We start from the raw sequence: 20,856 nt of genomic DNA on the forward strand, positions 1-20,856 counted from the left end.
CCGCATCGCGGCCTTGAGCCTACGCCCGCGCGAGCGCCCGCGTGCGCGGCATGACCGTCGCCGGCGCGCGCAGCACGTCCCGGCGCCCGGCGCCCGGCGAGGCGCCGTCCCCGCCTTCGGCGTCCTCCTCGGCGCATGCGACCGCCAGCTGCTCCAGCAGCGCGCGCATCTCGCCCGTGTTCTTCAGCGCGTAGCGCGCCCGCGTAGGGCCGTCGCCTATCTTCACGGTCCAGGCGCTCTCGGGCGCGGCCTCGAACACGTCCTCGTCGGTGCGGTCGTCGCCGGCGGCCAGAACGAAGCCGTAGGCCGGGTCGCGGAACCACCGGTGCGCCGCATGGCCCTTGTCCACGCCGCGCGGCTTCACCTCCACCACCTTGTTGCCGTCCATGAGCGCGATGCCGCGGTCGGCCAGCCCATCGCCCAGGGCGTTCTTTATCTCGATGACGCGCCGCTCGGCCAGCTCCTGGCTGCACATGCGGTAATGCCACACGAGCGAGAAGTCCTTCTCCTCCAGCATCGAGCCCGGCGTGCGGTCAACGAAGTCGGCCACCACCGGGCGCACGGCGTCCTTCCAGTCGTCGCTCAACGGCTCCTCGAGCACCCACGTGCGCTCGTCGCGTCCGCGGAACCAGATGCCATGCTCGGCCACCAGGTCCACCGGCAGATCGCCCAGCCACGACTCCAACGTGGCGCGGTCGCGGCCCGACACCACGGCCACGTCGGTGCGCGCGGCCGCTCCCAGCTGCTGCAGCAGCGCGCGCAGCCGCGCGTCGGGGGCCACGCGGGCCGGGTCGTCGGAGAACGGCATGAGCGTGCCGTCGTAGTCCAAGAGGAGCGCCCGCCGCCGCGCCCCGCGGAACGCCTCAAGCAGCCGTCCCGCCGACGTGGGCCCCAGCAGATGAGCGCTCAGCCCCGCCTGGCGGCGCTTCACGTCGGCCGCCGCGTCCAGGAACTCGCGCGCCCACTTCTCGGACGTGTAGCGGGCCAGGCGCTCCTGCATGGGGGCGTTGCGCCGCCGCTGCTCGGCCTCCGGCATCTCCAGCGCGCGCCGCATGGCGTCCACGACGCCCTCCTGGTCGAACGGGTTCACGCACAGGGCCTCGTGCAGCTCGTAGGACGCGCCGGCCATCTCGGAGAGCACGAGCGCCCCGCCGCCCCCGTCGTGGCAGGCAAGGTATTCCTTGCACACGAGGTTCATGCCGTCGCGCAAAGGCGTGACCAGCATGACGTCGCTCGCGGCGTACAGGCTGACCAGCCGCTCGAACGGCAGCGAGCGGTAGTAGTAGTCCACGGGAGTCCAGTCCATGGTGGAGTGCTTGCCGTTGATGAGGCCCACCAGCTCGTCCACCTGCTTCTTCAGGGCCGCGTACGACGCCACGTTCTCGCGCGACGGCACCGTCACCAGCACCAGCACCACACGGCCGCGCCACTCGGGGAAGCGGTCCAGGAACGCGTCGAAGGCCAGCAGGCGCTCGGGGATGCCCTTGGAGTAGTCCAGCCGCTCCACCGACAGCATGAGCTTGCAGCCCTCATGGCCCTTCTCCTCGCCCAGTTCCGCCACCAGGCGGCGCACTGCGGGGAGGCGCGCGGCGTCGCGGTAGCGCACGTAGTCGATGCCCAGCGGGAACGCGTCCACCTGCGCGAGTCGGCCGTCCGCGAACAGCGTGCCGCTCTCGTTCTCCACGCCCACGATGCGCCGGCAGCTGGACAGGAAGTGGCGCACGTAGTCGTAGGCGTGGAAGCCCACGAGGTCGGCGCCCAGCACGCCGCGCATGAGCTCGCGGCGCCACGGCAGCATGCGGAACGTCTCGTAGTCGGGGAAGGGGATGTGCAGGAAGAAGCCGATGGAGGCGTCCGGCAGCGCCTCGCGCAGAAGCGACGGCAGCAGCATGAGGTGGTAGTCGTGCACCCAGATGGTGTCGCCGGGCCGTGCCAGCGCGAGCACCGCGTCGCGGAAGCGCTCGTTCACGCGCACGTACGCCTCCCATGCCTCCTCGTCGAAGCGGGTATGCTGGGGGAAGCCGTGGAACAGCGGCCACAGCGCGGAGTTCGAGAAGCCCTCGTAGTACAGCTCGGCGTCGCGCTCGTCCAGGCGCACCGGTGCGCAGGAGCGCTCGGCCAGCGCCCGCTCGAACCGCGCCCGCCCTGCTTCGTCGAGCCCGGCCGGCTCGTCGGCCCAGCCCAGCCAAACGTTGCCCGGCTGGGCGTGCAGCGGCTCCAGCCCGGCCACGAGGCCGCCCACGGTGCGCGTGAAGGCGAAGCCCTCGCGCTCGTCGGGCTCGATGCGGTAGGGTAGGCGGTTCGATACGATGATGAGGCGGTTGTGCGGGTTGTCCATGCGGTTCACCTTACCTGTTGCCGGTTTCCGTCCCATTGTACGGGTGCGCCCGGCGGCCCTGCGAAGCGGTTGCGGGGCCGTTGCGGGGCCGTGGTTCTCTTGTGACCGCCGCCGCACCGCCCTCGCGCAGCCGGTCGGCGGGCTATTCGACGGCGCATCGTGGTATCATCTTCGTTACCGTTTGAAAGCCGCTCGACCGTGAGGGAAGGACATGCAGACCTACATCGCCCACTACCGCTCGCCCGCCGCTTCCGATGCGCGCGCCACGGGGCTCTTCGAGTTCCAGAGCGACGCACGTGCCGGCACCAAGGCGAACTCCCGCGACGCGCGCCTGCGCATGCTGGAGCTGTACGGCAAGGACGCCGTATCGTGGACGGTGGACCGCGTCGAGCGCAAGAAGGCGTCGAAGCCCGTCCAGGACGGCCAGCTTGAACTGGACTTCCGTCCGCCGAAGAAGGAGCGCAAGCGAGCGAAGAAGAAAGAGTACTGGTAGGAGGGTGGCCGCGCCCGCAGCCATAGCCGCAACCGTCGTCCTCGCCGTCTGCGCGGCGCTCGCCGGTTGGGGCCTCGTCCGGCGCCTGGGAATCGGCGGCGACGGGCGCCGGTTCCCGCCCGTCCTCCTCGCCGTCCTCCTCGCCGCCTGGGGGTCGGCCGCCTCGCTTGCCGCGGTGCCGCTCGTCGTGCTGTGCGCGGGCGCCTGGGCTGCGTTCGCGCTGGCCTTCTGCCTGGCATCCGGTCGGGCGGCCCACGGCCTGTTCGCGGCGAACCTCGTGTTCTCCTGCTTCGCGGTGTCGGTGCTGCTGGTGTTCTCCGCGGCGTCCATCCTCGTCGGCGGCATGCCGTGGCAGGTCGTGGAAGACGACTCCCTCCGCCCGGCCGTGCTCGCGGCGGGCCTCGCCCTGTTCTGCGGTGCCGCGCTGGCGTTCCGCGGCCTGCTCGACCGCTTTCCGCTCGACGCGGAGGGCGGTCGGTCGTACGCCGCGCTGTTCTGGTTCGGCTGGTTCTCGCTCGCCTACATCCTGTTCGACGCGCTTCCCAGCTTGTTCCGCCTCGACGTGCCGCTGTTGTCGGAGTTCTTGGGCGCGAGCATGCTGCTGCTGGGCGTGTCGGTGGCCGCCTTCGTGGTAGCCACGTCGCTGCTCGGGCGCGACGCGCACGTGGAGGAGGAGTACCTGGCGCTCATGGAGCGGCGCGAGCGCCAGGAGGCGCGCCTCGGGCAGCTGCGCGACCAGGCGTCGCGCGATGCCCTCACCGGCCTGCGGACCGTCGAGGACCTGCTGGAGCACGGGCGTCCGTTCGCCGTCGCCTACCTCGACATGAACGGCCTCAAGGCCGTCAACGACACGTTCGGCCACGAGGCGGGCGACGCCTGCCTCGTCAGGCTCGCCGACGCCCTGCGCTCGTCGTTTCCCGGCCGGGCGGCGTTGTGCCGCATGAGCGGCGACGAGTTCCTCGTCGTGCTCCCCGAAGGCGACGAGCGCGAGGTCGGGCGGCATGCCGGGGAGGCGCTCGAGGTGCTGGCCGCCCAGCCGGTCGAGGGCGTGGGGGCTGTGTCGTTCTCGTTCGGCACGGCTGCATCGGGCTGCGAGGGGGAGTCCGCCGCCGCCCTCGTCGCGCGGGCCGACCGCGCCATGTACCAAAGCAAGCGCGCCTACCACGGCCGGGTTTCAGGCGGTGCCCGATGAGAGTCGCGCCCTTCGCGATCAGCGCCGTGTGCTACTTCTTGTTCAACGCGGCCATGTTCGCCGGCCTCGAGGCCCAGGCGGGCTTCGCCGCCCCGAGGCGCGGCGCCGAGATTGCCGTGTTCGCCGGGAACTACCTCGCATTCGCGGCGCTCAGCATGCTGCAGTTCAACCTGGTGGCCAACTGGCTCGTCATCTGCGTGCTGTTCCTGTTCGAGATCAAATGGGCCTTCAGGTGCCCCTGGCGGGCCTCGCTGCTCTGCGCGCTGCTCGTCTCCCTGGTGGGGCTTGGCGCCAACGAGTTCGCGCGGTCGCTGTGCGCCATCGCCTTCGACGTGCCGCAGAGCGCGTTCAGCAACGACATCGGCGAGGAGGGGAACTTGAAGACGGTTCCCGTGGCGCTCGGGTTCCTGCTCGGCGCCCTGCTCCTGTGCGTGCAGCGGCGCGTGCTGCGCCACGGCGAGACGGCCGTGGTGTACGGGAACGACCGCTCGCGCCGGTTCGTGCTGGCCATGGGCGTGCTCGGGTACCTGTACCTCTGCTCCATCCTGCTGCTGTACTACGTGGACGTCAACGCGCTCGTGGTGAAGGTGTGGGCGCTCAAGGCGTCGGTGAGCGTTTTCGCCAGCCTGTCGCTGGCATTCTACTACGCGTACCGGACGGCCGCGGTCATACGGCGCAGCGAGGAGCGCCGCCTGTTGGAGCGCGAGGTGGCCGAGCGCGAGCACGAGGGCGACAAGCTGCAGGACATCGTCCGGCGCGACGAGCTCACCGGATGCTGCTCGCGCCGTTTCGCCGAGGCGCGCATCGACGAGCTCTTGGGCCGAGGGCGCCCCCTCTCGCTCGCTTTCGTGGACGTGAACGACCTGAAGGGCGTGAACGATGCAGGCGGCCACGAGGACGGGGACCGGTGCCTCACGTGCGTCGCCGCCGTGCTCGACGACGTGGCGAGCGGGCCCGACGACGTGCTCGGCCGCCTGGGCGGCGACGAGTTCGTGGTCGCGCTCCCCGACGTGCCCGCCGCCGTGCTGCGCAAGCGCCTCGAGGAGGCGCGGCACCGCCTGCGCACGCAGAGCGATTCCGAGCGCAGCCCGTTTTCCATGTCCGTCAGCGTGGGCGTGGCCTCGGCGCGGCCAGGGGACGACGCGGCCTCGCTCGTCGCGCGGGCCGACGCCGCCATGTACGAGGACAAGCGGGCCGGTAGGGAGGCGCGCTGAGGGGCGGCCGCCCGCCGCGTGCCGCCGCCTGTTCGTGATGGGCGGGTGACGGCCTTGCGTCATCGGGCGAAAGACGCGCGCGCCGCGTTCGCGAGGCGCTATAATGAGGCCCGACATCAGTGGAAGCGCGCCGTGAGCGGTGCAGGCGGCAGGTCGGCCTCGGCCTGGCGCGCTGCGGGCCGGCGCGCGCGAACCAGCAGGGAGCGCCATGAAGAAGAAACAGGTGAGGTTCCTCAAGGAGCTGCTCGAGACGCCCTCGGCCACCGGCACGGAGATAGCCGTCGCGCGCCTGGTGCGCGAGCGCCTGGCCGACACGGCCGACGAGATAAGGACCGACGTCATGGGGTCGGTGCACGCCACGCTCAAGGGTGCCGGCGCGGGCCCGTCGCTCATGCTGTCCGCCCATATGGACGAGATCGGCCTCATGGTCACGTACATCTCGGACGAGGGCTACCTGTCGGTGGCCTCGGTGGGCGGTGTGGACGCGGCCGTGCTGCCCGGCATGCGCGTGGACGTGCACGCCTCGGAGTCGGTGGAGCCGCTGCGCGGCGTGGTGGGCCGCAAGCCCATCCACCTCATAGAGCCCGACGAGCGCAAGAAGGTCACGCCGCTGGACAAGCTGGTCATCGACCTGGGGCTTCCGGGGAAGAAGGTGCGCAAGCTCGTGCGCGTGGGCGACGTCATCACGTTCGGCGTGGGCTTCGAGCGCTTCGGCGCGGGCATGGCCGTGTCGCGCGCCTTCGACGACAAGGCGGGCGTCTGGGTGGGCGTGCGCGTGCTGGAGCAGCTGGCGCGTGCGGGCCGCGCGCCCGGCGACTTCACGTTCGCCGCCACCGTGCAGGAGGAGATCGGCACGCGCGGCGCCGAGACGAGCGCGTACTCCGTGCGCCCCGACGTGGGGCTCGCCTTCGACGTGACGCACGCCACCGACTACCCGGGCATCGATCCGACGAAGCACGGCAAGATCGTGTGCGGCCAGGGCCCCGTCATCGCGCGCGGCCCCAACATCAACCCCGAGGTGTTCGAGCGCCTGGTGGCCGCCGCCGAGGCCGAGGGCCTGCCGTACCAGCTGGAGGCCGAGCCGGGCGTGACGGGCACCGACGCGCGCGCCATCCAGATGGCCCGCGGCGGCATCCCCACGGGCCTCGTGTCCGTGCCGCTGCGCTACATGCACACGCCCACTGAGGTGGTGTGCCTGGCCGACCTGGACGCCACGGTGAAGCTGGTCGTGCGGTTCGCGCGCGACCTGGGCGGGGACGCGTGCTTCGTGCCCGGCATGGCCGGCGCGAGCCCGCTTGCGCGCGAGGAGGCCGCCGACGACGCCGAGCTGGCGGCCCAGGCTGCCGCCGACGCCCCCGCGCACGAGTCGGCCGCGCAGCGCCGGTTCGACGAGACGGGCGCGGAGTAGCCGCCATGAAACGCGAAGCCTCAACCATCGCCAAGAACAAGAAGGCCTTCCACGAGTACGACATCCTGGAGACCTACGAGGCCGGCATCGAGCTCACCGGCACCGAGGTGCGCTCGCTGCGCGAGAACCACTGCCAGCTCACGGACTGCTTCGCGCTCGTGCGCGACGGCGAGGTGTGGCTGCACAACGTGCACATCCCGCCGTATGCCAACGGCAACCTGGCCAACCCCGACCCCGACCGCAAGCGCAAGCTCCTGCTGCACAAGCGGCAGATCCGCCTGCTGCGCGAGCAGGTGAAGGAGAAGGGCATGGCCCTCGTGCCGCTGAAGATGTACTTCAAGGAGAACTCGCTCGTGAAGGTGGAGCTGGGCGTGGCGCGCGGCAAGAAGCTGCACGACAAGCGCGCGACCATGGCCGAGCGCGACTCCCGCCGCGAGATCGAGCGCGCGCTCAAGGAGCGCAGCCGCTAGGACGAAACCCTGCGCCGCCCGAGCGACGGCGCCTTACGCGAAGGAGGCCTTCCATGGGCTTGGACGAGGAGCTTGAGAACATAGAGGACGGCGCCGAGACGGAGGCCGAGCAGATCGACGAGGAAACCGAGCTGGAAGACCTCGAGGAGTTCCAGGACGACGAGGAGTTCGACCCCAACGCCGGGGAGACCGACCTCGAGGAGGCCTACGAGAGCTTCTTCGCCGAGGAGGGCCCGGACGGCGAGGGCGAGACGTCGCCCTCCGGCGACGACGGCGGCCTGGCCGCGGTGGTCGAGCGCTCCACGGGCATCGACCTTTCCGAGGAGGGCTTCCACTTGGTGGACGGCGACGGGGAGGACCTCGAGGCGGAGCTAGGCGAGGAAGGCACCGTGGACGGCTACGACGGCGAGGAGCTGGCCGATGACACGGAGGACGTCACCGTGGTGGAGCCGGCCGACAACGAGGACGGCTACGAGCTGGTGGAGCTGGAGCTAGACGAGGACGACATCGTGCGCTACCTGGAGGACGAGGACGGCAACCGCATAGGCTTCGTGCTCATGGAGGACGGCGAGGAGTGCGAGTACCTCTACGTCGAGGAAGACGGGGACGGCGCCTCGGGTGACGACGAGGACAACCCCTACGACCTGGGCATCACCAAGGAGGGCGTTGCCGAGGCCACCAACGACATGAACGCCATCTACAAGGACGGCATCGCCGTGGCGGCCGAGCTGAAGGACGCCTTCGACGACATCAAGAGCGCCTTCGACTTCTCGTTCCTGAAGCAGAAATAGGGCGCCGGCCGCACGTGCGCGGCGCAGCGGGCCGTTCGGTGCCGGTGTGCTCCGCGCGGCTCCCGCCGCCGGGGGACGCAACGCAAAGGAGCCCTGCCGGCGCGCTGCCGGCAGGGCTCCTGCCTTTGGTTGGTGGAGGCGCGGAGAATCGAACTCCGGTCCATACTACCTCGTCCATGAGGCTCTACAAGCTTAGTCGGCGATCAGCATTCGGTTGCGCGCGGCCCGCCGACGGGCATTGCGCTTCCTAGCCGGTTCAGTCTTTGCCCGGGCCATACCGGCTACGTGCCCGAGCGCATTCCCCTAAGTTGATGCCGGACCGAGGGGCGGGGAAGTCCCAAGGCCGACAGCCAGGCGCTATTAAGCAGCCATGGCGAGCGCCGGAGCGCTCTGAGTCTTAGCTTTGCCAATTAAATTGACGTTACCCCTGTTTAACGTGGCGAGGAGACCACGACCTGCTCCTCATTTCAGACGTACCATGTCGAAACCAGTCGCCCCCGGATGCTTGCCGCGATGCCCGTGCCGGGCCGGCGCAGCTGTCGGGAGGGGATGGCCCCACCTTTTCAAGGATCGCGCCCGATGCCGGGCGCCCGCCGCGCCGAGGCGCTGCGGAACGTTCATTCTATCCCGCCGCGCGCGTTTGTCAAGCACGGCGGCACGGCCGTTCGCCTCCTGCGACCTTCAGCCGGTCGTTGAGGCTCGGGGAAAATGAGACTTTTCCCATGGCGAATTTGTGGCGAGTGTAACCTCCGGGCCATGTTAGCCGTTTTGTTTACGAGGGATACGTGCTTCTCTTGGTACAATGCAACGGATAGAGAAGAGGCGTATCTCGAACGAGACAAACGAGTGTATGAGAGTCGCACATGAACGATAAGAAGAACAGCAAGGCCCGGCATGCGCGCCATGCCGCCCCGACGCCGCAGCCGGGCAGCGATGCCGCGCAGGAAGATTCGTCGCCTGCCAGCCATGCCGCGCCGCCGAAATCGGCGGCCCCTGCAAAGACGCCCCCGGATGCGCCGGCTCCCGGCAAGGTCGCTCCCGGCAAGCCGGTTCCCGGCCAGACCGCTGTCATGCCCCAACCCGTGCGCCCCGTCGCGCCGAACGCCAAGGCGAAACCCGGCGGCCAGCCGGGCCAGCCCGCGTTCGCTGGCGGCCCCATGCTGCCGGTGGACGTGAGCGAGGCGGACGCCAAGGGCGGCCGCAAGCCGCTCAAGGTGCTCGGCATCGTCCTCGGCGTGATCGTCGCCCTGCTGGCCGTGGTGTACCTGGCCGGGGCGCTCGTGTTCATGGACCGCTTCCTGCCGCGCACGACCGTGGGCGACCTCGACGTGTCGCTCAAGTCGTCCGCGGAGGTTCAGGGCATGCTCGCCGACGTCATCGACGACTACGTGCTGAAGGTGGAGGGCCAGGGCTTCTCGCTCAAGCTGTCCGCGGCGGAGGCGGGCATGAGGCTGGACGGCCGGGCCGCCACCGATGCGATGCACGCCTCTGCGAACGCGTGGGCGTGGCCTCTCGAGATACTGAAGGCCCATGACGAGAGCGACAAGCTCGCAGCCACATATAACGAGAGCGGCCTGGGCGACACGGTGCGCGCCGCGGTGGACGAGTTCAACAAGACCGCCACGCCGCCCACGGACGCCGTGATCGCCTACAGCGAGGCCAAGGGCGCGTTCATTGTGGAGCCGGAGGCTGTGGGCACGGCGCTTAGCTACGATGCCGTCATCAAGGCCGTGGACGACGCCGTGCTGGCCCTGCAGCCCACGGTGAAGCTGGGGGCGGACGTCCTGCAGCAGCCCAAGGTGCTCTCATCCGACCCGAAGCTCACGGCTGCGGCCGAGCAGGCGAACACCATGATCAAGGCCGACCTCGTGCTCACGATGGCCGGCGGCACGGCCGGCGAGGTGAACGCCGACCTCATCTCGCAGTGGGTGCGCCTGGGCGACGACCTCTCGGCCACGCTCGACGAGGCCGCGCTCACGGCCTGGGTCGACGAGCTGGCGGCCGCCTGCAACACGGTGGGCACGCAGCGCACCTACACGCGTCCCGACGGCAAGGTGGTCACGGTGGCGGGCGGCGTCTACGGCTGGAGCGTCGACCGCGACGCGCTGCTCAACCTGGTGAAGGAGTCCGTGGCGGCCGGCACCGTGCAGACCGCGGAGGTTCCCTGCACCTCGGTCGGCACGGGCTATAACGGCGCCGGCGCGCAGGACTGGGGCCTGCGCTACTGCGACATCGACCTGGCCGAGCAGTACGCGCGGTTCTACGACGAGACGGGGGCGCTCATATGGGAGTCGCCCATCGTGTCGGGCATTCCCGACGGCGTGCATGATACGTCGGTGGGCGTGTACTGGCTCAACCAGAAGGCCAGCCCCTCGAAGCTCATCGGCTACGAGAACGGGAAGAAGATCTACGAGTCTGACGTGCAGTACTGGATGCCGTTCGTGGGCAACGTCATCGGCCTGCACGATGCCGACTGGCAGTCGTCGTTCGGCGGCACGCGCTACCGCGACGGCGCCGGCAGCCACGGCTGCGTGAACCTGCCGCCGTACAAGGCTGCGGAGCTGTACGGCATCATCCAGTCGGGCGACGTCGTGGTAAGCCACTGGTAGGAGGCGCCGCGTCCGCCCTCATACCACCGTCAGGTCGGCGCGCACGAGCGGCACGATGCGCGCCAGGTCGTCGGGCGCCATCTCCACCTGGCAGCCCAGGCGACCTCCCGAGAACGCGATGCGCTCGAAAAGGTCCGCCGTCTCGTCGATGGCGGTGGGGAAGGGGCGCCTCATGCCGATGGGCGAGCAGCCGCCGTGCACGTAGCCGGTGAGCGGCAGCAGCTCGCGCGCGGGGAGCATGGCCACGGCCTTCTCGCCCACGGCCGCGGCGGCCTTCTTCAGGTCCAGCTCGCAGGCTACGGGTATCATGAACACGTAGTGCTCGCCCGACTTCGCTTGCGTGACGAGCGTCTTGAACACGCGGTCCGGGTCGAGGTCCAGCAGGCTTGCCACCTCCACACCCGAGAGCGCCTCGGGGCATGCGAAGAACCGCGCCTCGTACAGCACGCCCGCCGCATCCAGCTCGCGCAGCGCGTTCGTCTTGCGGTCGTGGTCCTTCGGCATGGGTTCTTCCTTCCTGTTCGGTCGCTCTCGGGGTTCGTCGGGTCGGCCACGGCGTCGTCTGTCCCGCAGCATAGCACGAAACCGGCCGGCCCAAGGCTGCTCGCAGGTGGGTGCCGCGCCGTTCCCCCGGCATCCTGTTACTCAATTGTTGTTTTTATACAACTATAGGTTATAATCGGGTAGCCGAGGTGCGGAAAGCATCGCGGGCCTCTACTCGCGGGGATCGATGCGGGGGATGCCCTCGAAGAACTCCGACAAGGTCATGTCGAAGCCGTTGGCGATTTTGGCGAGGTTCTGCAGCGTGACGTTGCGCCCGCCCACTTCGATGGAGGCGAGATAGGTGCGGTCCATGCCGATCTTCAGGGCGAACCGCTCCTGGCTTAGCCCGGCGGCGGCGCGCAGGTCCTTGATCCGCAACCCGACTTTTGTTTGCAGTAAGTTTCGCATGAACGAAGACTACGGGCGTGTTGTATGTATAACAACGGACTATATACAACATTGCCCAACCGTTGACCATTCGAAGGGCGCAAGGCGCCTTTCTTTGGCTCCTTGATGTTGTATAAAAGCAACATCAAGGCAACTTACATATCTTGAGATGGCGTAATCGTCGCTAAGCGCGTTCCGTCGATCGACAAGAGGATGAATAGGTGCAGGCGAACTCTCTCGCGGTCATAGGCCGGGAAAGCAGAAGCGTGCAGCTGTTCATCCTCTTTTCTTTTGGCGGAGCATCGACGCGGCGGGAAAGGGGCTGGCGATGTGGTACGTGGCGCAGGTGCAGGCGGGGCGCGAGTCCGCGACGCGCGACCTCTGCCTTCGCCTGGTGTCCCCGGACGTGCTCGAGGAGTGCTTCATGCCCGAGTACGAGACCATGTGGCGCGTCCGCGGCGAGTGGAAGCTGGCGCGCCGCCTGTTGTTCCCCGGCTACCTGTTCTTTGTCACGGGCGATGCCGAGGAGCTCAACAAAGAGCTGCTGCGCGTACCCCTGCCCATTCGCCTGCTGGGCAACGAGGAGAACTCCTTCTTCCCGCTGACGAAGAAGGAGCAGGACTGGTTCCTGTCGTTCATGGACGGCGAGCACATCGTCCGCATGAGCGAGGGCTACATCACAGGCGACAAGGTCACGGTGACGCGCGGCCCCCTCATGGGCTTCGAGGGCGACATCCGCAAGATCGACCGCCATAAGCGCCGCGCCTTACCTCGACGTCACCCTCTTCGGCCGCACCGTGCCGGCAAGCGTCGGCCTGGAAGTAGTAAGGAAGACCGCGTGAGCCACCCGAACCGGACGGTTATGGGGAAGAGTGTCGAACCTGTCGGCGGTATTTTTGCAGGCCCGCGATCGAAGGGAAGAGCGCATCATTTTCTTGGGTCTTCGTCCGAATGGCAGGCTGTCAATCTGAAACGCGCCATTGCGATCACCGTTTTCGTGCTGTCGGCACTCGCCTTCTTCTTTCTCGTCTTCAACGGTCTTTTCGTGATATATGCCGAAACCTGTCACCCGGAGCTGACTTGGGAGCAGGTTGCCGAAGTTGAGGTAGACGGGAAACCCGCGTCTCCTTCCGAAGGCGAAGAGGCGCCTCAAAGCATGCGCCCGCAGATCGAGCTGGCCTTGTCGCTGTTCAGCGCAGTGGTCATGCTTATTTCGGCCAGGCTTGTCTGGCGGTACTACCGGAAGGGCTATGAAGTCAAAGAGGAGCCGGTCGTGTTCCCCCAAAAGGGGAGCGAGATTCGGTGGCGTAAAATTTTTGGCTCTCAAACAGATCTGAAGGAGAACGTCCAAGCGTATGCGGACGAGTTCCTCGTCAACGCGTTTGTGGAGCCCCGCATGGTGTTCTCCCGCATCAGCGAGAGCGTGAGCCCGGGCAGGCGGATGCTGGACAGCGTTGTGAGCTACGAGGTTCTTCCTCCCACTGAGCGGGGGTTGAGCTTTTTCGACGCCGACGACTTGATGTTGAAGAAGGATAAGGAGAACCGCAAGTTCCGGTCCTGTTCCTTGGTTGTGCCAGTGAGTTTTCAGAAAAGGGGCAAGCTGGTCATGAAACAGGAAGTGCGGAACGCGTCCGGAACCATTCTGCCGGTGTTGAAGCAAAGCGAGTTCGTTGCCCGCATTCTCGAGTTGATCCATAGTTTCCTTGCTAGTGTATGTGTCGACGCTGATGCGAAGAATCGTCCCATTGGGAATCTGCCCCAATGGGACGATTTGCTATCTGATTTAGAGGCGGCTTTTCGGAGCTGGTTCATCGCCGATGACGGTCGGAATGAGCTGCAAAAGTCTGGAGATTCAAACTCCAGAAGACAAATAGCTCAACTACCTAGCCGGAGTATTTCTGCAGGTAATCTTGTTTTTTCGTCTTGACAAAAGGGATGTCCACGGTGGGCCCGCGCCCGGAGTTCTCTGAGAAATCTATGGGTGCGTTCGCGCTTCCCGCCAAATCTAGCACGAACAAAGTAAAGGTGTTTTCGCAGGTCGTGAGCTGTTTCGCGAGCGGCCTGCGGGTGCGCCGCGTCTCTGAGTGTAATTGTAACCGCATCGACGGTATGGGGCCCCAATTTCTTGCAAAACCTGTTTTCGGTGTGTCTCCTGTGCATACGGGATCTCTGTTTCATAAGCCAAATAATGGGCTGGCTAAAGCAGCATGGTAATTGATAGCGATAAAGCAATTGGAGGCGGTAGGCCGGAAATGGTGACACGAACCTCGAGAGCCTTGGGAGTCTAAAGTCTCTTATATCCGTTGACACGCTGAAGGCCATGCAGCTTCTCGGCTTCGATTATAAGTGGAAGGAGCGCGAGGTATACTGCGCGCCTTGGTCGTCATGGAAGACAAGGCTGCCGTCGTCTGGCGGACCCTCCCTGCCAACCGCCTGCTCTATCGCATCGGTCGCAACCTTCTCGGTGATGCGCTCGGACATCGACCAGCCCACGACCTTGCGGGAGGAGGCGTCTATCACGGCCGCGAGATAGAGCCACCCTTCTCTTGTGGGTATGTAGGTGATGTCGCCCACCCAAAGCCTGTTGCGCTCGCCCACGGCGAAGGCGCGCTCTACCAGGTTCAGCCGAGGGTGTCCCGGCTCGATCTTCTTCTGGATGCGGCGTTTTCGGGTCGCGCCCTTTCCGGCGAGTCCGAGCTTCTGCATGATGCGGAGCACGCGCTTCTCGCTCACGGCGATGCCGCTTTTTCGCAGTTCGCGGTCGATGCGCCGGCAGCCGTAACGGCCCTTGCGCCGATGGAAGGCCTCGACGGCGAACCCTTCGAGCTCCTCTCGCTCTATCTGGGCGTTGGACTTCTTCCGGGAGAGATACTCGTGGAAACCGGATTTCGAGACCTTCATCAGCCCGCATGCCTTCTTGATGGGGCCGATCTCGCCCCCTATGCTCTTCGAGGAACCCGCGCCTCGCGCATGGCCTTGACTCAAGAAGGCCCGGAAATTTTTCAGTATCTCGTTCTCGCGCTCGAGCTCCTCGACCTTCTTCTCGAGCTTCGCGATCTCGTAGTCCTTGTTGATCTTCGGAGAGCCGTTTCCGGGGAACGCGTCGTATCCCATCTCCTCGTATTCGCGGGCCCATCTTCTCAGCGTCGTCCCTTTATGCCGAGTTCCTCCGATAGGTCTTTGACCGTCATTTCCCCGGACAGGGCCGCCTTTTCCGTCGAGACCTTGAACTGCCTGTCGTATCGCTTTCTTCTTTGGGTCATCCTAAACACCTTTCGCTCTTAACCTGGTGTCCAATTCATCATACCCACTCCACTTCCCTGAAGATAATGCGAACATCGTTTATGGTGGAAGTCTTGCGCGCTGGGGTACGTATCCATTTCATAACGATGCGCCTGCAGCGCAGAGCGGCGAGCACGAAGGAGAAATGCATTGCCGGGTGGCGCGCGCGGGCTGTGCGGTCTGGGGAGCCCGCCCCGTTCGGCGTTACGCGGGTGCGTGTATGCTTTGCTGCAGGCAACCTGCGGGATAGTGAGGGCCCGGTCTCATTGCGCTCGGGAATCTCCCGCTTTCGCTCTACGCATCTGCCTTGCTGCTCTAATGGCTATTGGGAATCCTCCGATGCGCCTTCGCACGCTCGCATGACCTCGATACCATGCGAGCGTGCGAACTCGACGAGCTCGGCGTTGCGGGCGTTTATGGTGCCGAAGGCGGCGGGGCACACGATAAGGCGCGCGCAGTGGACGAGGAGCTCTTTGGCGCGGGCTATGGTTTTATCCCCGATCGGCTCGAAGGCGCGCTCGGCCACGCATTCCGCCGCCAGGTCGCGCGCGAGCTCGCAATCGATGTCCCCTTCGTGCAGAACGCCCGCGTAGAACGCCTTGCCCTGCCGGATGAGCTGGCGAAACACAGCCGACCCTGTACCTGCGCCGGCGATGACGAACGTGTGCGCATTGCCGTGCGGGCGCCCAATTTCCACGCTGCCGAAGCGCTCGTTGAAGGTGCCATGTTGAAGGCCGTAGAGCTCGTCGATCGTCTCGCGCGTGAATATGTCCTCGGGTGCGCCGGCGCGGAAGACCCGGCCGTCCTTCACGCAAATCACCTTGTCGGCGCTTTTTTGCGCGAGCTCGAGTTCGTGGATGGACATGATGACAGCCACATTCCGCGATTTCGCAAGGTGGCGAAGTATTCGCAGCAGGTCGATCTGGTAGCGGATATCGAGATACGACGTGGGCTCGTCGAGCACGAGCACACGCGGATCCTGCGCGATGGCGCGTGCGAGCATGACGCGCTGGCGTTGCCCGTCGCTTATCTGCATGAAGTCGCGCTCGGCGAGCTCTTCCACATGCGCGGTTTTCATGGCCTCGTCGACCCGACTATGGTCGTCGGGCGAGAGTGTGCCCATTCGCCCGGTGTAGGGATGCCTTCCCGCCTCTACGATATCGCGGCAGGTGAGGAGCTCGGTCTGGGGGCGATCTGTCAGCATAACGGCAAGGTTCCTTGCGAACTCCGCCGTCTTCCATCGGGAAATCTCCCGCCCGTCGAGCTCGACCGCGCCGGCAAGCGGTGCCAGATGGCGTGTGATGGTTTTCAAGATGGTCGACTTGCCCGAGCCGTTCGGCCCGATGAGCGCCACGACGTCGCCCGCGCGAACCTCCAGATCGACGCCTTCGACTACGACCTTCTTGTCGTAGCCCGCCGACAGGTCGCTTATGCGGAAAAGCGGCGCTCCGTCAGCCTGCGTTTCGACCGGGGTTTCGAGGTTCGACTCCGCTCGGAGGGGGCGTTCCACGCGCAGTTCCGCACGAGCCGAAAGCGCCTTCTGGCGCTTTCGTGCGAGCTCAGGACTGTCTAAGCATGGAATGTCCCCTCCGAGCGTTTTGGGCCGCGGCACGAATTTCCCCATCTACCTCACCCGCTTCTTCAACATGAGCGCGATAACCACCGGCGCGCCGAAGATGGCGGTGACGGCGCTGATGGAAAGCTCGACGGGAGAGAACAGCGTGCGCGCGATCAAATCGCAGCCCGCGCAGAAGATGGCGCCTCCCAAGAAGCACGCAGGAATCACGCGGATGGGCTTCGACGACTTCAGCGCCGACTTCACGAGATGCGGAACCGCGATGCCTACGAACGACACCGGGCCAGCGAACGCGGTCACGCAGGCGGAGAGCATGCTCGCTAGAAGGACGAGCACCACGCGGAAGCGTGCGACGTTCACGCCGACGCTTTTCGCGTAGGCTTCTCCCAGCTGGAAGGCGGAAAGGGGCTTCGATATCGCGAATACGCATGCGCTCACGGTGATCACCACGACCGCTATGACCGCAACGTCGTCCCAGCTCGAACCCGAGAAGCTACCCAAAGACCAGTTGTGCAGGTTCACGATGGACTGGTCGTCGGCGAAGGCGATGAGGAAGTTCGTCGCCGCCGAGCAGATGTATCCCACCATGACGCCCGCCACGATGAGCATGGCCATGGAACTTATGCGCCGTGCGATGAGGAGCACGAAGCCGATGGTGATAAGCGAGCCCAGAAACGCTGCGGCCACCATGGCCGGCGAGGACATGGCCTGGTTCGCGCCCAGAAGCACGATCATCGTAAGCGCGACGACGAACTTTGCGCCCGAGGAGACGCCCAAGATGAACGGGTCGGCGATGGGGTTGTTGAAAAACGTCTGCAGCAGGAACCCGGAGAGCGAAAGTGCCCCGCCGAGAAGCACGGCTGAAAGCACACGCGGCAGGCGAATCTCCCAGATGACCTGGCTTTCCATGGAATTGGCCGCGCCGCCCGAAAGGATGCCGGGGATGTGGTCTGCGGGCACGAGCACGCTCCCGATGCACAGGTTGGCCCCGACGAGCACGATGAGGGCAACAGCGAGCAGCGCCGTCACGATGCGACACCGCGCGGCGCGCCCCGATTCGTCGTATGCCATGGAAAGCCGGCTTCTCATGGCGCTAGCCGAGCTTCCTCAGATAATGGAAGTCACTCGCGTCATCGCCGGTGAACGCCCCGTGCAGCTCGTCGATAATGTCGGCGGTAGAAGTCATCTGCTGGTACATGTCGGCGCTTGTGACCCAGACGTTGCCGTTCTTCACGGCTTTGAACTGCGACAATAGCGCGTTTTTGCCTACGAAGTCGTTCAAGGTGGCAACCGATTCGTCGATGGTGCCGTTGTAGACGATGATGTCGGCATCCTTCGCCGTCGCGTAGAAGCGCTCCATTTCGAGCGTTACTGACGAACCTGACGTCGACGCCGTCTGCGCGTCATCGAGCGCGTAGCTGCCGCCTGCAAGCTCGATCATCTGCGCCACGTAGTCGCCCGCCCGCCGCGTGACGGCGGCCCCGTTCGAGTTAATGTAGAAATACGCCACGGTTTTACCTGACGACGCGAGCCCCGACGTTTGCTCGACGCGGGCCTTCTGCTCGTTGAACAGGTGCGCGGCCTCGTCTTCCTTGTCGAACAGGACGCCGAAAAGCTTAATCCACTCGACGCGCCCGAGTGCTTCGGGCTCGCTCGACGACTGTTCGGTGAGCACGACGAGCCCGAGCTTTTGCAGCTTTTCCTTCACATCGGGCGTGTGGTTGATCATGGCGTTCTCGATGGCGAGCGTGCAGCCCGAGGCCGATATTCGCTCGTAGTCGGGCGCGCTGTACTTGCCGCCGTAGGCGATCGCCCCGCTTTCGAGCGCGCTTTTGAAGCCCGCGACCGAGCAATCGTCGGCCTTCGTGCCCGACATGAAGATATTGTCGTTCGCATCGAGCGCGTCGACCAGGCACATCGTCGCCGACGACACGAGGTACACCTTGTCGGCGGGGCGCCTTATGACCGCGATGTCGGAGCTCAACCCATCAGGTACCTTCGCATCTTGCGGCACCACGAGGAAGCGCTCCCCGTTCGAAACGCAGATAAGCCGCAGGCCGCCTTCGAACTCGTCGACAGTGAAGTGCTCGGCGTATTCAAGCTGAAGCGCCCCCGTCGGCTCCCAGCCGCAGCCCAAATCGGCGTTGTGGAAGTCGGCCGCGGCGCTTGAAGCCGTTCCCGCAGGGGAGCCGCCGCTTGCATCGTCGCCCGATTTCTCCTTCATGGTGGATGAGTCGAAGTAGAGCGTGTAGTCGATGGTGTGCGGCGTCGACATGGCGACGGTCTCGGCCGACACGGCGATGTCCTCGTCGAGCGTGACGGGTATCTTGAACGTGGAGTTGCCGCCGTCGTTTACGGGCGCGTAGTCCACGCCGTCGGCGGTCATCTTGTCGTAGTTCGAACTCGACCAGGTAATGGTCGCGGTGTAGGTGTCGCCATCCTTCACAATTGTGGTGGGTGAGGCGATGCTTGCGCGCCCTGACCCGCCGGAAAGCGAGACGCTCACAGTGTATTCCTGAGAGCCCGCCGTGCCACCGGTCGCGTTCGGGCTCGCACTGCACCCCGCGAAGGGAAGCGCGAGCAGGGCGACGAGAATGCAGGCGATCGCGCGCGCCGCGATGCTGCGGCGCTTCCTGCTTTCCCCCTTGGGAAGAATCGACCGCATGGCGTTACTTCAGCGCGTCGGCGCGCAGATCGACGCCGGCGGATTCGAACACGAGCGTGCGGTCGTACCACTGCTCCTTTTTAATGCTCCAGGCGGCGCAGGCGATGTCCTCGTCGAGCGCTTCAACGGGCACGTCGTAGGTGTACTTGCCTTCCGCGTTTTCCACATAGGGGATGAAGTCGGCCTCGCTCGCGGCGGCAGCCTCATCGCCCGTGCCCATGAAGAGCTTGCCGTAGCCCGTGCCGGAAAGCGTCATCACGCAGTGCATGGAGCCGTTTTCCACGATGAGCTGGGCGTCCACGATCTTGAACATGTTCGAGCTGGAATCTACGGTGATCGGATAGGTGCCGTCGGCCACCTTGTCGGCGGTGATGGGGGCAGCGCTTGCGCCCTCGGGCGCATCGGCCGCCTGTTCGGTCTTTTCCTGGGAATCGGCATCGCTTGCCTTTGCGCTGCCGCTTGAATTTCCGGCGCAGCCGGCGAGCGAGAACGCGCAAAGCGCCGCCGACAGGGCGAAGGCGAGGGTTTTCTTCAACATGGAGGGGTTCCTTCCAATCGGTTCGACCGCCCGCGCCGTGCGGTGGGCGGGCGGGATGCGAATGCAACGGGCATGCGCCGTCAGTCGGGGAAGGCGCATGCCCGTTGCACGGGGACGCGACCGGCGCCCCCGTGCGCGGCGAGTTTACAGCTTGGCGATGGCGTCGTCCACGTGCGAGACGTAGATGTCGTCGACCGCGACGTTCTGTCCCAGACCCTGGAGCAGGCACGTCACTTCGAAGCCGGCGGCCACGAACTTCGCAGCCCAGCTGTCGGGGTCGGTCTCGTCTGCCATGTCGTTGTTCGCGTGGTCGCCCGCGACCACCATGAACGGTGCGAGCACGGCCTTCTTGTAGCCTGCGGCGCTCGCGGCGGCGATAACATCCTCGCAGGTCGGTTCAGCCTCGACGGTGCCGACGAAGAACTGCGTCAAGCCCTCGTTCTTGAACACTTCCTGCATCTTGGCATAGTCGGCGTTGGAATCGGCTTCGGTGCCGTGGCCCATGAGACACAGCGCCGTCTTGCCGTCGTCGAAGGACGCCATGTTCTCCTTAATGGCTGCGGCCACCTTCTTGTAGTCGTCGTCGGAGGTGAGCAGCGGGTCGCCGAGCGAGATCTTGTCGAACTTGTCGGCGTACTTGTCGAGCTCGTCTTTCACGTCGGTGTATTCCAGGCCAGCCATGAGATGCGTCGGCTGCACGACGACTTCCTTCACGCCGTCTTTCACGCAGCGGTCGAGCGCCTCGGTCATGTTGTCGATCGTGATGCCGTCGCGCTCCTTCAGCTTGTCGATGATGATCTGCGCGGTGAAGGCGCGGCGGATGTCGTAGTCCTGCCAGTACTTCTCGCGGATAGCGTCTTCGATGGCGCCGATGGTGATGTGGCGCGAGTCGTTGTAGCTCGTGCCGAAGCTCGTGACGAGGATGACCGGCTTCACGGCTTTCTCCTTTTCGCTCGATTTCTCGGAACTCGCGGAGGTGCTGGAGCAGCCCGCGAGCGCGACTCCGGCGAGCGCGACGGCTCCGGTTGCTGCGGCGCCCATGAAGCCGCGGCGTGACATCTGGTCGGACATGGTTTTCCCTTTCCTCGGTTTGCCGGTCCCCCGGCGACAGTTGCTTATCGGCACAAGCGAAAGAAAAGCGCGCTCGTCCGCAAAGGGATAGCGCGCCTGTTTCTTGCCGGCTGCGGCCGGCTCATTCGAAAGGGAAGCGCACTCCTCGGGGTTCACAAGGAGCTAACGCCACGGCGATGCCGTGAGGAAAAGGCGAAGCAGTCTGGCTTGGGGCGCGAGGCGGTTCGCCCGCGCGTCCTATACAGTAATGTCCCTTGCCCAGGATTCCCACCTGGTTCC

17 protein-coding genes and 1 other RNA gene are annotated in these 20,856 nt (G+C 65.8%); 8 read left to right on the top strand and 10 right to left on the bottom strand.

The annotated features are described in order from the left end of the window. Positions 1 to 19: 19 nt before the first annotated feature. Positions 20 to 2,338, bottom strand: coding sequence for a bifunctional alpha,alpha-trehalose-phosphate synthase (UDP-forming)/trehalose-phosphatase (locus C1877_RS05405; protein ID WP_244909800.1), 2,319 nt, complete (start codon positions 2,336 to 2,338; stop codon positions 20 to 22). Positions 2,339 to 2,549: 211 nt separating this feature from the next. On the opposite strand from C1877_RS05405, the gene C1877_RS05410 reads away from it, so the two are divergent. From C1877_RS05410 to C1877_RS05435, 6 genes are all read left to right on the top strand, one after another. Then, positions 2,550 to 2,831 (top strand): hypothetical protein, encoded by a 282-nt coding sequence (locus C1877_RS05410; RefSeq protein WP_114568615.1) that lies wholly within the window; start codon positions 2,550 to 2,552, stop codon positions 2,829 to 2,831. Positions 2,832 to 2,835: 4 nt separating this feature from the next. Further along, on the top strand, positions 2,836 to 4,023 hold the full coding sequence (locus tag C1877_RS05415; protein WP_114568616.1) for a GGDEF domain-containing protein: 1,188 nt from the start codon (positions 2,836 to 2,838) through the stop codon (positions 4,021 to 4,023). Further along, positions 4,020 to 5,237: a GGDEF domain-containing protein gene (locus C1877_RS05420; protein ID WP_114568617.1), complete on the top strand. Its 1,218-nt coding sequence runs from the start codon at positions 4,020 to 4,022 to the stop codon at positions 5,235 to 5,237. Before C1877_RS05415 ends, C1877_RS05420 begins: the two co-directional genes overlap by 4 nt. 208 nt (positions 5,238 to 5,445) lie before the next feature. Then, positions 5,446 to 6,645 carry a M42 family metallopeptidase gene (locus tag C1877_RS05425; RefSeq protein WP_114568618.1) on the top strand — a complete coding sequence of 400 codons (1,200 nt, stop codon included), beginning with the start codon at positions 5,446 to 5,448 and terminating at the stop codon, positions 6,643 to 6,645. Between the two features lie 5 nt (positions 6,646 to 6,650). Next, entirely contained in the window at positions 6,651 to 7,115 is a 465-nt protein-coding gene (smpB, locus tag C1877_RS05430) for an SsrA-binding protein SmpB (protein ID WP_096226801.1), read from the top strand. A gap of 53 nt (positions 7,116 to 7,168) precedes the next feature. Then, positions 7,169 to 7,906: a hypothetical protein gene (locus C1877_RS05435; protein ID WP_114568619.1), complete on the top strand. Its 738-nt coding sequence runs from the start codon at positions 7,169 to 7,171 to the stop codon at positions 7,904 to 7,906. Between the two features lie 130 nt (positions 7,907 to 8,036). Here C1877_RS05435 and ssrA read toward each other — a convergent pair. Next, positions 8,037 to 8,405, bottom strand: a transfer-messenger RNA (tmRNA) gene (gene ssrA / locus C1877_RS05440). A 364-nt stretch (positions 8,406 to 8,769) separates the two neighbouring features. Here ssrA and C1877_RS05445 point away from each other — a divergent pair. Next, entirely contained in the window at positions 8,770 to 10,515 is a 1,746-nt protein-coding gene (locus tag C1877_RS05445; RefSeq protein ID WP_227155469.1) for a L,D-transpeptidase family protein, read from the top strand. 18 nt (positions 10,516 to 10,533) lie between these two features. On the opposite strand, the gene ybaK is transcribed toward C1877_RS05445, so the two are convergent. Then, positions 10,534 to 11,019: a Cys-tRNA(Pro) deacylase gene (gene ybaK, locus C1877_RS05450; protein ID WP_015538661.1), complete on the bottom strand. Its 486-nt coding sequence runs from the start codon at positions 11,017 to 11,019 to the stop codon at positions 10,534 to 10,536. Positions 11,020 to 11,229: 210 nt separating this feature from the next. Continuing rightward, complete coding sequence (locus C1877_RS05455; protein ID WP_231897325.1) at positions 11,230 to 11,436, bottom strand: helix-turn-helix domain-containing protein; 207 nt, start codon at positions 11,434 to 11,436, stop codon at positions 11,230 to 11,232. A 337-nt stretch (positions 11,437 to 11,773) separates the two neighbouring features. Here C1877_RS05455 and loaP point away from each other — a divergent pair, with 337 nt between their 5' ends. Next, positions 11,774 to 13,372: an antiterminator LoaP gene (loaP, locus tag C1877_RS05465; RefSeq protein ID WP_227155466.1), complete on the top strand. Its 1,599-nt coding sequence runs from the start codon at positions 11,774 to 11,776 to the stop codon at positions 13,370 to 13,372. 413 nt (positions 13,373 to 13,785) lie between these two features. Here loaP and C1877_RS05470 read toward each other — a convergent pair whose 3' ends face one another. The 6 genes from C1877_RS05470 to C1877_RS05495 all read right to left on the bottom strand — a co-directional run bounded on the left by C1877_RS05470 (position 13,786) and on the right by C1877_RS05495 (position 20,577). After that, positions 13,786 to 14,688 (bottom strand): IS3 family transposase, encoded by a 903-nt coding sequence (locus C1877_RS05470; protein WP_315970799.1) that lies wholly within the window; start codon positions 14,686 to 14,688, stop codon positions 13,786 to 13,788. Positions 14,689 to 15,049: 361 nt separating this feature from the next. After that, entirely contained in the window at positions 15,050 to 16,237 is a 1,188-nt protein-coding gene (locus C1877_RS05475) for an ABC transporter ATP-binding protein (RefSeq protein WP_227155465.1), read from the bottom strand. A gap of 114 nt (positions 16,238 to 16,351) precedes the next feature. After that, positions 16,352 to 17,374, bottom strand: a complete 1,023-nt coding sequence (locus tag C1877_RS05480; protein WP_015538664.1) for a FecCD family ABC transporter permease — start codon at positions 17,372 to 17,374, stop codon at positions 16,352 to 16,354. 22 nt (positions 17,375 to 17,396) lie between these two features. Continuing rightward, a complete protein-coding gene (locus C1877_RS05485) occupies positions 17,397 to 18,809 on the bottom strand; it encodes an ABC transporter substrate-binding protein (RefSeq protein WP_181813797.1) in 1,413 nt (470 codons plus the stop codon). Positions 18,810 to 18,972: 163 nt separating this feature from the next. Then, positions 18,973 to 19,506 (bottom strand): hypothetical protein, encoded by a 534-nt coding sequence (locus C1877_RS05490; protein WP_015538665.1) that lies wholly within the window; start codon positions 19,504 to 19,506, stop codon positions 18,973 to 18,975. Positions 19,507 to 19,650: 144 nt separating this feature from the next. Then, entirely contained in the window at positions 19,651 to 20,577 is a 927-nt protein-coding gene (locus C1877_RS05495) for a sirohydrochlorin cobaltochelatase (protein ID WP_015538666.1), read from the bottom strand. Between the last annotated feature and the right edge of the window lie 279 nt (positions 20,578 to 20,856).

Origin of the sequence: Gordonibacter pamelaeae, assembly GCF_003340385.1 — a bacterium.
GTDB classification, from domain to species: domain Bacteria; phylum Actinomycetota; class Coriobacteriia; order Coriobacteriales; family Eggerthellaceae; genus Gordonibacter; species Gordonibacter pamelaeae.